Genomic DNA, 12,552 nt, shown 5'->3' with positions numbered 1-12,552 from the left:
TGCAATTTATCCTTTTTTCGATTGATTGTACCTGAAATTTATTGAAGCTGCTGTAAGCAGTTCTATTTTCCAGTGTGCTGAAAATGGAATTCATGCAGGAGATTGTAAAAAAATGAAAAGCATCAGACGATTATTTGAATTTGTGGCTTTATCTTTAATCTAAGAATAGGTACAGTGTCGGCAAATGATCGAAATAAGAGAAAATAATATTTATGTATTTTTGGAATACCAGAGCCTTGGCGCATGAACTTGCAGAAGATACTTTAGAAAAACGCCATTATAAAAATTATTATTTGATCGCCGCTTTAGTGGTCAGTGCGGTTTATTACTATGGTATGTTTTCACCTTATTATGATGCTCGTGTGATTGGTTTAGAAGGCGTATTGACGCTGATCATTATGTTTGTCGGCATTCAACGTTGCTATTCCGCAAACGGGGGTGATCATGGGGTACATTTTATGAATCGTGTCACTGCGCTTTCATTCCCTATCCTGCTACAGACCACTGTTGCGGGAATTGCTTTTGGTTTGATTCTGCTCAGCATTTATCAATTTTTTAATCTGGAAAATACTGCTTTTGAAATGTGGTATGAATGGTGTGTTTCTGCCTTTACGATTTTTTTGCAGATTATGTTTTTTATACGTTTAAATCAATATATGAAACGTGTTGCTGATCATACAATTTAACCATAAGCACCGTTGTAAAAGGGATTTGTCTGTCTGGACAAATCCCCCAGTCCACATATGACATTTAGAGATTGTTCTGTGTTTAATTGCCAAAATAATGACAATGTTGTACTGGATACTGGTCAGTTTAAAATTATTCTACAAAATAATGTGCTGCAAAATGGGCATCATTCCCAATGATGTCAAATTCATCTTCTCGAATCGACATACCTGCACAACTATGTCCAACCATCCAAAGGCCTAGTGTCGGAAGTTTACCGTCATATAATGGGGTGTTGACCCATTTTTGCGCAATATAACCGTATTTATCATAATCATCAAAGTAGAAGCTTCCTGAAGCAGCGCCCTGATCAATGTTATCTTCTAGCACACGGATATTGGCACCCTCTCTGGCGAGAATTGGCTTTTTCACCCATTTGCCTTGTAACGAAACATGGGCATTAAAGGCATGTGATTCAAGTAAATAAGGATGGTGTGGAAACTTTTTCCAAAGCTCGACCAAAATTGCTTTATTTGACAGTAGCATTTTCCAACAAGGCTCGACCCATTGGGTTGATGGTTTTAAATATTGAGAAAAGTTTTCTTCCCAAACCCATTCCCAAGGATAAAGTTTAAATAGCTGATCAATCGGTTGATCATTCAAATCCACAAAGTTTTGTCCATCCCATCCAATATTTTCCATCGAAAGTTCGGACACTCGATGCCCTGCTTGAAATGCAGTATCCATTAAATATTCGAGATTTCCCCAATCCTCACGCCCTGCTTCTTGACAAGCAGCGAAATGAATATGCGAGCCACGTGGAAAAATAGTTTTCCAGCGTTTAATCAGATCTTCGTGGATACTGTTGAATTGATCACGGTGCGGAATATTTTCAACTTGTTCAATCCAATGCCATTGAGCGACGGAGGCTTCGAGTAGACCTGTTGGTGTATCTGCATTGTATTCCAGCATTTTGATTTGACGACCATCATAGGCAAAGTCAAAGCGACCATAGAGCATGGGTGCGTGGTGGTGCCATGAATGTTCAATCAGTGGAATGGCTGCCTGTGGAATTTGAAAATAAGCTGGGTAATTCCCTTTTTGAATCATTTCTCCTGCAACTTGCATACACATTTGGTGCAACTCATTGGCGGCATCTTCAAGTTGTTCAATTTGCTTTAAAGTAAATTCATAAGCGACGCCCTCAGACCAGTAAATTGAGCCATCAAGAGAAGGTAAATTGTAGTAATCAAAGCCAATTTTTTCGTGTTCTTGTTGCCAATTTGGACGAGCTTGGAAGCATTTTCTTTTCATAAGATTTTAAATCATCAGGTTGCGTAGAACATAAGATTAACCCCCAAAGGAGAATCCACTGCGACCAAAACCACCACGTACAGGCGAAGATTTGCTATTACTTTTGGTGACTTGAGAAATCTGCGGTTGTCCAACACTTAGATTTGTAGACGGTTCAACTTTACGTCCTAAATAATTTACTTTGCGATTGCCTTCGTAATATTGTGGACCGATATAGCGAGCGCCGCCATAGTACCCACCTGAAGAATGGCTGCTGGAGGAACTGCCTGTTGTTTCTTCTTCACACAAGTCAGTATTCCAATCATAAGAACAGTCATACTGGCTATTATAAACATCTTGAACAAGGGGTTTATTGTTGTTGCTACATGCCGTGATTAAAAGAGGGACTACAACCAGACTGATTTTTTTTGAACGCATGATTAGCCTTAGATCATCGAGTATTTTTATCTATTTGCTTTATAACATGATAAAAAGAAATTGTTTTATGCGCTGTATGATAGGAGGATGTATGTTGAATGTACAGTCTGTGATCTATAAAATTGTTTTTTATCTGGATAATTGTTTGAAAATAAATCGATATTCAAATCATTTAGACAACAAGTAATTGCGAAATAGCCTTGAACAGAGAGCATCATGAATTACGCAAAACAACTTGGACGGATGATTTATAGCTCCCCTCAACTGATGATGAGATTACAGTATTTGCGAGAAATACATGCGGAGGCTTATTTGAGTGCAGGGGTTATTCGCAATATGGTATGGTCAAATTTACACGATCAGGTTTATTGTCTAGATAAAACTGAAATTGATGTGGTTTTTTACGATGTAAAGGATTATTCAGGGAGTCTACAGCAGCATTTAGGCCAACAATTAAAACAAAAATTCCCAGGCAATGATTGGGATGTGGTTAATCAAGCCTATGTTCATTTATGGTACAAAACCGATGATGGGAATGTGATCAGTCAATATGCTTCATTATTCGATGCTTTGTCTGTTTGGGTTGAAACTTCAACAGCCATTGCTGTTCGTCTCAAAGAACATGATCAATTAGAACTGATTGCACCTTTTGGGCTCAATGATTTGTTTGAGTTAAAGTTAAGATGGAATGCTCGTTTAGTCAGTTATGCCACCTTTTTACAACGAATCCAGTCTAAACGCTTTCTACAACGATGGCATAAACTCGTGATTGTAGATGAACCACTTAAAGATCAAAGAGAGAACCATCTAGAATGTATTTCAGTCCATGAAATCCAATGATCCTGCTGTAGTAAAAATACAATCCTTGCTCATTATGCGCTGCTATAAAATAACAAAGCCTCCCGAGAGGAAGGCTTAGCTTTATTCGTTTATAAACTCATTTCCTGATGCTTTTTGTTATGGCGAATCGATAGCCAAGCAGTAATGGCCAAGACAATAACAATGAATCCCAAAGAAATCCAAATTGGCATATGGAATACATCCAACATTAACATTTTAAAGCCAATGAACAATAAGATAATCCCTAAACCATAAGGTAGATAATGCATCTTAGATGCAGCGCCAGACAATAGGAAGAACATGGCACGCAAGCCTAAAATAGCCATTAAATTCGCTGTGAGTACAATAAATGGATCACTGGTGACCGCAAAAATTGCGGGGATTGAATCCACAGCAAAGATGACATCAGATGCTTCAACTAAGATGAGTACGAGAAATAACGGTGTTGCCCACAGTACACCATTTTGACGGACAAAGAATTTAGCGCCTTCCAGCTTAGGCGTAATTCGCATGTGTTTACGCAACCATTTAAGAATCGCCATATCTTCGATATTGGTTTCTTCTTCATCTTGACCTTTCAGGAATTTAAACCCTGTATAAACCAGGAAAGCACCAAAGATATACAGTACCCAAGAAAACTCTTGAACGAACCAAGCGCCAATGAAGATAAATATAGTCCTTAAAATAATCGCGCCTAATACACCATAGAGTAAAATTTTACGCTGTAAGCCTTGCGGAATCGCAAATGCCGCAAAAATCATCAACCAAACAAAAACATTGTCGATCGCCAAAGATTTTTCTAAGAGATAACCTGCAAAGTATTCCATGGTTTTAGTATTGGCAACAGTAACACCCGCAGTTTGCTGTAAATACAGCCATAGACCACCACCAAATAAAGCAGCGACACTGACCCACGCCATACTCCAGTAGGCAGCAGTTTTAATTTTAACTTCTTGACCTTCTTTTTGCTTAAAGCCTAAAAAGTCAATCAGTAACATCACGATGACAATAGCGAAGAACGCTAAATACAGCCATGGGTTGCCTATAGATTCCATCAATTCCTCCGAATCTGGCAATCAGGCATAAAAAAACCTTGACCTGTTGCCAGATGATTAAACATCTGTATCAACATGATCAAGGTCTTGCCTACATTTTAGCGTTTATAACGTGGGCTAAAATGCTCAGATACCGGCTTGTCAAAGCGTAATGACGATATTCTGATTGGAGGAGGCTACTCCCCTTGTTCAATAAACTGTGTAAGAAATAAAAAATTCCTATATGCGCAGAGAATCGCATATTTATTTGAAATGTGCAAATTTTGAATGTGTTTTTATGTAGCTTAAATTATGTACAAAATTCAGCACAGGTTTTTAACTGCACAAAAGCCTGATTGAGTGTTTGAGCATGGTGTTGAATTATTTTCTGGGCTGGGAGTACCGCTGAATCCACAGTACTGTGGGCATCTGAAATCAATAGCACATTTAATCCTAGATCTTTTGCAGCACGACAAGTGCTGTCTATACAAAATTCAGTTTTTAAACCGCAAACAATCACCTCTTGTATATTCAATGACTTCAGTTGTTGTTCTAAATCAGTTTGAAAAAAACAATTTGGGCGAGTTTTTTCCAACACATGATCAAGATCATGATCGATATTTAATTCTGCAATCAATTGAGTCAGGAGGCTAGTGGATGCCAAAGCAGTGTGGTCGCTTCCAACATGACGAATTGCAAATACAGGAATCTGCTTTAGATGAGCATAATCAATCAGTTGATTGATATTTTGCAATAATTGACCAGCTTCAAATGGAGGCTGTGAAGCATGAAACAAACCATTTTGCATATCAACAACAATTAAAGCTTGGTTGTTTTGAGGGGCTGACATGGGTTTCTCCGTAACGATGTGTCAAATCACGGAGTCAAAAAATAACCCCGCACATTTGGCAGGGTTGGTTTTTACAGTTTATTTTAAATGCAAAAAACCACACTGCCGATGCAGTGTGGTGGTGAATAAACTAACGAAAAAGAACTTTTGCATGGATCATCATATAATGACTAGATAACTTTGATTAAATTAAAATTATTAAGTTGAAATGTCACTTTAAAATTTGTAAATTTACGCTTTTTGAATAAAATCTTTACGTTGTACCAGCACTAACGCAAGCAGCGTACCCAATACAGCAATGATACCGCCAACCACACCAATATGGTTGAGTCCATAACTGGCAGTAACTAGACCTCCGAGTAGTGCCCCGCCACCGATACCGACATTGTAAAGCCCAGAATAAATCGCCATCGCCACATCTGTTGCATCAGCGGCTAAATTTAATGCTTTGGCCTGTTGAGCTAGACTAAAACAAATAATTGCCATTCCCCAGAACAAACTCAATACGCTAAAACTGATAAAATCGATGCTTAATGTCGTAAGTAACAACATAGACATTGCCAGTATGAGACTACTGAGCGGGATCGGCAATTTGGGATATTTTTTAGCAAATTTTCCAAATAAATAAGAGCCGAAAAAGCCTGCTGCGCCATAGATGAGTAATAAGGTTGTGGTTTGTGTTGAGCTAAAATGTGCAACATTTAAGGCAAACGGCTCGATATAACTATAAGCCGTAAACTGTGCTGTAATCACAATCACAGTGAGTGCAAAGACCATCATCAAACTAGGGCGTTTTAGAAATACTTTTAAGCTGCTTAAAGAGCCAGAATTAACGCTCGGTAAGCGTGGTAATGTTTTGGCTAAAATTAAACAGACAACAGTTGCGCCAATGGCGATCAAGCCAAAAGTATTACGCCAACCATAAGATTCCCCCACCATTCTACCAAAAGGAATACCTAAGACCATCGCCAATGCTGTACCTGTTGCCAATAGACCTAAAGCTTGAAACTCCTTACCTTTGGGTGCGACACGAACGGCTAGCGAGGCAGTGATCGACCAAAATAGCGCATGCGAAAATGCGATACCAATTCGGCTGGCAAGCAGTACATCAAAACTCCATGCAAAATAAGACAAAGCATGGCTGGCAACGAAAACCATAAATAAGCCAATCAGCAAAAAACGTCTTTCGATATTTTTGGTGAGTAACATAATAGGTAAAGAAATTGGCGCGACTACCCATGCATATAGGGTAATCATGATGCCGACATCCGTTGCCTGCATACTAAAACTTTTACCAATATCGCTGAGTAAAGCTACAGGTACAAATTCTGTGGTATTAAAAATGAAAGCAGCAAAGGCAAGACTGATTACACTGACCCATTGCTGCGTTTCACTGGGGGCAGATTGGGGTGTAGGCGTTTGGGGAGAAGAACTGGACATGATCATATTTTCAAAGATTAGCACTAAATTTTAGGCTGATTTTTGCATAAAGTTAAGCTTAAGTTTTGATACATAAAAATTAGGATTGTCGGACAAAACTTAACAATAAACCCCATAAACTTATGGCATTTTGAATGTGCTTTTAAGTTTGTATGTATATAAAGAGTCAATAAAATGTTAGAAATTAGACACAAAGATGATGGAAAAAAAGGCGAGTTTTATATTGGTGAAGATGGTCACCATTTGGCTGAAATGGCCTATACATGGGCAGGTGAAAATATGTTGATTATTGATCACACACTTGTAGAAGATGAGTTGCGTGGTCAAAGTGTGGGACGTAAGTTATTGGATCAAGTGGTGGATATGGCACGTTCAAAAAATTTGAAAATTATCCCTCTGTGCCCTTTTTCAAAATCTGTATTTGATAAAGATCAATCGATACATGATGTTTTGAAATCTTAAGTTGGCTTTGTTAAAGTGGAATTGTGTCATAAATCATCAACGAGAAATAATAGATGCAATTCCAACATATCGATAATCAACATAAGGGTGAGTTTTTCTTAGATAATTCACAAGGACAACGTATTGCTGAAATCAGCTACGTTTGGAGTGGCGAGCAGCAAATTATTGCCAACCACACTTGGGTTGATGATTCCCTACGTGGTCAGGGTATGGCACGCCAATTATTAGATACTTTGGTTGAATTTGCGCGAGAAAAACAACTAAAAATTGTGCCAACGTGTTCTTATGTTGATGTGATGTTTAAACGTGAAAAAAGCTTTGCAGACGTGAAAGCATAGATGGATTAAATGCCTGACTTGATTGGGCTGTAAAAATTGAGTTAGATATTTCAATATGTTAAAAAAAATTCTGATTGTTTTATCATTATTGATCAGCCCTATATTCACGTATGCAGCAAGCTGTTTTGAATTAAACTTACGCGCTTATCAAAAAGAGCAAGAGATCAACTCACGTTGGCAATTAGTGGCTCAATCGAAACATCGTATTTATTTTCATTCAGCGCCTAAAAAGCTCTGTAAAATGGACGATACTTTTGTTATTCAAAATGATCATGTCACAGCATATTCAGTCTACATAGATCAAGCAAAACAAAAATGGGTGTATGTAGTATTTAATGATCCAAATCAACATATCGAAGATGATTTGGTTGAAGGATGGGTCAAACTTAAAGATTTTAAATCTTTACAGAAAACAGCAATCACAGATTAACTGAAAAAAACCACATTGTGTGGTTTTTTCATTTCAAGAAGGCTTATTTTGCTTTTAACGCAGCAATTAATTTTTGATGTAATCCACCAAAACCACCGTTTGACATGATCACTACGGCATCACCCTCACCTGCTTCAGTGCAAATGGTATTGATAATCTCATCCAATGTACGCGCCACAACCGCTTGATTTGTGGCTGCGTCAATCACAGGCTGTAAATCCCAATCCAAGCCCTCTGGTTGGTACCAAATAACTTCATCTGCCAAACGTGCAGAATGTGCCAAACCATCTTTATGGCTGCCCATACGCATGGTATTGGAACGTGGTTCAATCACTGCCCATAGTTTACGCTCGCCTAAGCGTTTGCGTGCACCTTCTAAGGTCGTATCAATGGCTGTTGGGTGATGGGCAAAATCATCGTATACCTCAATACCGTTTACAGTATCGAGCAATTCCATTCGTCGTTTCACTCCACCAAAATTTGACAGGGCTTCACAAGCTGTTGCAATGTCTACACCTACATGCTCCGCAGCCGCTATGGTGGCTAAGGCATTGGCAACACTATGCTGTCCTGTCATATTCCATTTAACTTCGCCTTTGACCACGCCATGTTGAAGGACTTTAAAATGTGAACCATCTGCAGAGAGTTGTTCAGCATAGACTTCAGCACTGTCGTTGGCGTCCAAGGATGTTCGCACCACAGGTGTCCAGCAACCCATTTGCAAAACATCGTCAATATTGGTTTCAGTGATCGGTGCAATAATACGTCCTTCACTTGGAATGGTTCTTACTAAATGATGGAATTGTTTTTGAATTGCAGCCAGATCATCGAAAATATCGGCATGGTCAAATTCAAGATTATTTAAAACCGCAGTTTTGGGATGGTAGTGTACGAATTTAGAGCGTTTATCGAAGAACGCGGAATCGTATTCATCGGCTTCGACGCAGAAGTATTTTCCACCACCTAAACGTGCACTTTCACTAAAACCCAAAGGCACACCACCAATTAAAAAGCCTGGATTTAATCCTGCTTGATCCAGTACCCATGCCAACATGGTTGTGGTTGTGGTTTTACCATGTGTACCTGCAACGCCTAGCACGTGTTTACCCTGTAATACATGGTCAGCAAGGAATTGTGGTCCTGAAATATATGCCAAACCTTCATTCAGCATATATTCGACAGCATCAATACCGCGTTTCATGGCATTTCCTACAATCACAAGATCGGGGTGTGGCTGTAAATGGCTACGGTCATAGCCTTGCATTAAGGTGATTCCTGCATTTTCAAGCTGAGTAGACATCGGCGGATAAACATTTGCATCTGAACCCGTAACCTTATGACCTAAATCACGTGCCAATAACGCCAATGAGCCCATAAAGGTGCCGCAAATACCCAAAATATGCAGATGCATTCGTTTTAACTCCAGTGCTTTTATAGACCCATCACTTTGTAGTTGTGGTGTAGCCGATTCATTTGATTTGAAAGCAACGATAGCAAGGGTTAAAGCGAAAAGATAGTTTTTCTTGTTACGATTTTAAAGGATAGCTTTTGAGGATAAAATCCTGCATATTTGCAGTTGAATATAGACCGTAAAATAAAATTCATTGTTGTCAGACATGTCAAAATCTCGAAAAGGAACAGCAAAAAAATTCATCTTAAATCAGGTTTATCCCTATTCTTCGATCAGTAGTTTATTGATTGCCTTACCTGTGATGTTGATTTATGCAGTGGCTTATTATTCTGTGCTGGGTGATGGTTTTTACTTAGGCCCAGTAAGCTTAACATTTCTGTTTTATTTTGCTACCACTGTAGGCATCCTACGTTTGTTTTCAAAAGATGTCACGATCTGGTTTGACAGTCAGTACATGTATGTTCAGCTTAATCAACAAAAGCCTCACAGATATGACAAGCAAGAAATTTTGGGTTTTTACAGTTATGATTATTCAACTCAATCACCTTTATTATTTAATTCAAAAATATCCATTCATTTCTATCTGACGAATGGTAAAAAAATATACTTCAATGATTCGAGTTATAGAAACATTGTTGATGAAGATAAGCGTCTATTATTACTAAAATTTTTAAAAACTGCTCAAAATGAACTTAAGTTTTCTCCCATTCGAAGAAAGTATAGGCACTATGCGAATAATGTTTACTGGTACACTCACCATCAGTATAAAAATTGATGTTTTTTATTTTTAAAAAATGCAGTGTAATCTATCGACGCATACACAAACTTTGAGCTGAAAATGGCTTTATCATTTCCCTTCTTATTGCTGATTATTTCCAATTGTTTTATGACCTTGGCATGGTATGGTCATTTAAAGTTCCTCCATGAAGCACCTTTATGGCAAGCCATCTTATTGGGCTGGGTCATCGCATTACTTGAATACAGTTTTATGATTCCTGCAACTCGTCTTTTGGCTCAACATGGTTGGTCATTGGGACAAATGAAAATTACCCAAGAAGTCGTCACACTCCTCGTTTTTGTTCCATTTATGATTTTTTTATTTAAACAGCCTTTTAAATTGGACTATCTCTGGGCAGGACTATGTCTGTTGGGATGTGTATTCTTTGTCTTTAGAAGTCAGTAAAATTAAACCAACACTAATCAAAAATAGTGGTGATTCGATCAAAGAATTCATCATTATTTTTGATCAGACAAGTGGACTGTCATATTTGATTTTTGCGCTGTTTAGGAGGTCAAGTCCGATATTGCACTTAAATCCAAGCTGTGAGGATGGTTAAATTAAAAAAATATTGCCTACGACGTCTGTTAAATTTTCGTGAGATGAAAAATCAGTCTATAATAGCGAGCTTCTTGATATTCATTTAAAGACTGGTCACCAGTATTTAAACTTCCTTACATTCGTTTACGGAATATATGCAATGAATGCGGCCGCTGTACAAGACGCTCCTCTAGTTGGAATTATCATGGGTTCTCAATCAGATTGGGCAACTCTCGAAAACACTGCCAATATGCTCAAACAGCTTGGTGTTCCTTTTGAAGCCGAAGTTGTTTCTGCGCACCGTACGCCAGACCGCTTATTTGAATATGCTGAAACAGCACGTGAACGCGGTATTCAAGTGATTATTGCGGGTGCAGGCGGTGCTGCACATTTACCAGGTATGTGTGCAGCCAAAACAGATCTGCCGGTATTGGGTGTGCCCGTAAAATCTTCGATTTTAAACGGTGTAGATTCATTGCTGTCTATTGTACAAATGCCTGCAGGGATTGCCGTAGGCACGCTGGCGATTGGTCCTGCTGGCGCAACCAATGCCGCAATTATGGCAGCGCAGATTCTAGGTTTAACACGCCCGGAAATTGCAAAAAATGTTGCAGATTTTCGTGCGGCACAAACTGATAAAGTGGCTAGCAAAAACATTCCGGGTCAAGCTTAAAACGGGACACAGGTTATGAATAAAACCATCGGTATTTTTGGTGGTGGTCAACTCGGCCGTATGATGGCGCAAGCCGCGCTACCGTTAAATATTCAATGTACTTTTCTTGAAGCCAATACAGATTGTCCATCTGCGGTATTGGGGCAAGTTTTTTCATCAAAAGCTAAAAATGGCTTGCAGGACTTTATTGCAAGTGCTGAGGTATTTAGTCTTGAGTTTGAAAATACGCCTTTGATCGATGTGGATGTATTGACCAAACAAAAAGACTTGCATCCACCACGTCAAGCTTTAGCCATTGCTCAACATCGTCTTTCAGAAAAAGCGTTATTTGATGAGTTAGAGATTCCCGTTGCGCCGTATAAAGCGGTAGATTCTCTGGATAGCCTCAAACTTGCAGTTGCTGAATTAGGGCTTCCGATCGTCTTGAAAACGGCGACAGGCGGTTATGATGGCAAAGGACAGTTTGTATTACGCGCAGAAGATCAAATCAACCAAGCTTGGACGGAACTTGGCCCAGCGGGTTGTTTAATTGCTGAAAGCTTTGTCACTTTCTCTCGTGAAGTTTCAATTATCGCAGTACGCGGTATTGATGGAGATGTAAAAACATGGCCATTGGCTGAAAATCATCATCACAATGGCATTCTTTCACATTCGATCGTCCCTGCGCCAAATAGTTCAGATTTACAACCTGTTGCACAAGATTATATCACTCGCCTTTTGAATCATTTGAATTATGTGGGTGTTTTGACCTTGGAGCTTTTTGTCACTGAAAAAGGCCTGTACGCCAATGAGATGGCACCACGTGTGCACAACTCTGGGCATTGGTCGATTGAAGGTGCAGTATGCTCGCAATTTGAAAATCATATTCGAGCTGTTGCAGGTTTGCCATTAGGCTCAACAGAAGTTGTACGTCCAACGGTGATGGTCAATATCATAGGTCGATATCCACCCTTGGAAGAGGTTTTGGCACTGAAAGGTGCTCATGTGCACCTTTATAACAAGTCTGAGCGTGAAGGTCGTAAAATTGGACATATCACGTTGATGCCAAATGATTCTGCTGAATTAACGACACTATGCCGTCAGTTAGCAAAAATTCTACCAAACCCGCTGTCTTTAACTGAAGATATGAGCATCTAAGTTCCGTACTGTATATAAAAAAGCAGTCAAAGTATTGGCTGCTTTTTTGTTTGGCGATGTTTTGTATGACGACATTGCTTTATTTGTTGGATATTCTGATTTCAATTCAGATCGAAAAACTGTGTATAAAACAATAAGTGAGTTAAAAAAGCATTTTTAATCTTATAAAAAAGGATATTTTTTGAATTCAAAGCAATTTATTATTCTATACGCAATTGTATG

At 38.9% G+C, this 12,552-nt stretch carries 15 protein-coding genes; 9 read left to right on the top strand and 6 right to left on the bottom strand.

The genetic code is table 11. The annotated features are described in order from the left end of the window. The first annotated feature begins 212 nt into the window (after nt 1–212). Nucleotides 213–686: a hypothetical protein gene (locus tag OSH00_RS18815; protein ID WP_266131698.1), complete on the top strand. Its 474-nt coding sequence runs from the start codon at nt 213–215 to the stop codon at nt 684–686. 133 nt (nt 687–819) lie between these two features. Here OSH00_RS18815 and OSH00_RS18810 read toward each other — a convergent pair whose 3' ends face one another. Next, a complete protein-coding gene (locus OSH00_RS18810; protein WP_266131697.1) occupies nt 820–1,980 on the bottom strand; it encodes a glutathionylspermidine synthase family protein in 1,161 nt (386 codons plus the stop codon). 36 nt (nt 1,981–2,016) lie between these two features. Beyond that, nucleotides 2,017–2,397 (bottom strand): hypothetical protein, encoded by a 381-nt coding sequence (locus OSH00_RS18805; protein ID WP_266131696.1) that lies wholly within the window; start codon nt 2,395–2,397, stop codon nt 2,017–2,019. A 216-nt stretch (nt 2,398–2,613) separates the two neighbouring features. On the opposite strand from OSH00_RS18805, the gene OSH00_RS18800 reads away from it, so the two are divergent. Next, nucleotides 2,614–3,237: a nucleotidyltransferase family protein gene (locus tag OSH00_RS18800; protein WP_266131695.1), complete on the top strand. Its 624-nt coding sequence runs from the start codon at nt 2,614–2,616 to the stop codon at nt 3,235–3,237. An 89-nt stretch (nt 3,238–3,326) separates the two neighbouring features. Here the strand turns inward: OSH00_RS18800 and OSH00_RS18795 are convergent, their stop codons facing one another. The 3 genes from OSH00_RS18795 to OSH00_RS18785 form a co-directional block, all read right to left on the bottom strand. Continuing rightward, on the bottom strand, nt 3,327–4,292 hold the full coding sequence (locus OSH00_RS18795; RefSeq protein WP_266131694.1) for a TerC family protein: 966 nt from the start codon (nt 4,290–4,292) through the stop codon (nt 3,327–3,329). Nucleotides 4,293–4,581: 289 nt separating this feature from the next. After that, on the bottom strand, nt 4,582–5,121 hold the full coding sequence (locus tag OSH00_RS18790) for a cysteine hydrolase family protein (protein ID WP_266131693.1): 540 nt from the start codon (nt 5,119–5,121) through the stop codon (nt 4,582–4,584). A gap of 231 nt (nt 5,122–5,352) precedes the next feature. Beyond that, entirely contained in the window at nt 5,353–6,561 is a 1,209-nt protein-coding gene (locus OSH00_RS18785) for a sugar transporter (RefSeq protein ID WP_266131692.1), read from the bottom strand. A 174-nt stretch (nt 6,562–6,735) separates the two neighbouring features. Between OSH00_RS18785 and OSH00_RS18780 the strand changes: the two genes are divergently transcribed. From OSH00_RS18780 to OSH00_RS18770, 3 genes are read left to right on the top strand one after another with little or no spacing between them, the layout of a single operon-like run. After that, nucleotides 6,736–7,023: a GNAT family N-acetyltransferase gene (locus tag OSH00_RS18780; protein ID WP_266131691.1), complete on the top strand. Its 288-nt coding sequence runs from the start codon at nt 6,736–6,738 to the stop codon at nt 7,021–7,023. Nucleotides 7,024–7,076: 53 nt separating this feature from the next. Further along, the gene (locus OSH00_RS18775) at nt 7,077–7,361 is read left to right on the top strand and encodes a GNAT family N-acetyltransferase (RefSeq protein ID WP_266131690.1); all 285 of its coding nucleotides are present in this window, start codon (nt 7,077–7,079) and stop codon (nt 7,359–7,361) included. Nucleotides 7,362–7,416: 55 nt separating this feature from the next. Next, nucleotides 7,417–7,791, top strand: coding sequence for a hypothetical protein (locus OSH00_RS18770; protein ID WP_266131689.1), 375 nt, complete (start codon nt 7,417–7,419; stop codon nt 7,789–7,791). A 43-nt stretch (nt 7,792–7,834) separates the two neighbouring features. Here OSH00_RS18770 and mpl read toward each other — a convergent pair whose 3' ends face one another. Continuing rightward, nucleotides 7,835–9,202 (bottom strand): UDP-N-acetylmuramate:L-alanyl-gamma-D-glutamyl-meso-diaminopimelate ligase, encoded by a 1,368-nt coding sequence (gene mpl, locus OSH00_RS18765; protein WP_266131688.1) that lies wholly within the window; start codon nt 9,200–9,202, stop codon nt 7,835–7,837. Between the two features lie 205 nt (nt 9,203–9,407). Here mpl and OSH00_RS18760 point away from each other — a divergent pair, with 205 nt between their 5' ends. From OSH00_RS18760 to OSH00_RS18745, 4 genes are all read left to right on the top strand, one after another. Continuing rightward, nucleotides 9,408–9,977, top strand: a complete 570-nt coding sequence (locus OSH00_RS18760; protein WP_266131687.1) for a hypothetical protein — start codon at nt 9,408–9,410, stop codon at nt 9,975–9,977. Between the two features lie 63 nt (nt 9,978–10,040). Next, complete coding sequence (locus tag OSH00_RS18755; RefSeq protein ID WP_266131686.1) at nt 10,041–10,385, top strand: DMT family protein; 345 nt, start codon at nt 10,041–10,043, stop codon at nt 10,383–10,385. A 295-nt stretch (nt 10,386–10,680) separates the two neighbouring features. Then, nucleotides 10,681–11,193 (top strand): 5-(carboxyamino)imidazole ribonucleotide mutase, encoded by a 513-nt coding sequence (purE, locus tag OSH00_RS18750; RefSeq protein ID WP_004718991.1) that lies wholly within the window; start codon nt 10,681–10,683, stop codon nt 11,191–11,193. A gap of 15 nt (nt 11,194–11,208) precedes the next feature. Further along, nucleotides 11,209–12,330 (top strand): 5-(carboxyamino)imidazole ribonucleotide synthase, encoded by a 1,122-nt coding sequence (locus tag OSH00_RS18745; protein ID WP_266131685.1) that lies wholly within the window; start codon nt 11,209–11,211, stop codon nt 12,328–12,330. Nucleotides 12,331–12,552: the final 222 nt, after the last annotated feature.

It is taken from the genome of Acinetobacter nematophilus (assembly GCF_026344175.1).
Taxonomy (GTDB): Bacteria; Pseudomonadota; Gammaproteobacteria; order Pseudomonadales; family Moraxellaceae; genus Acinetobacter; species Acinetobacter nematophilus.
The sequence above is the reverse complement of the archived record's forward strand: the minus strand, read 5'-3'. Positions and strand labels throughout refer to the sequence as shown.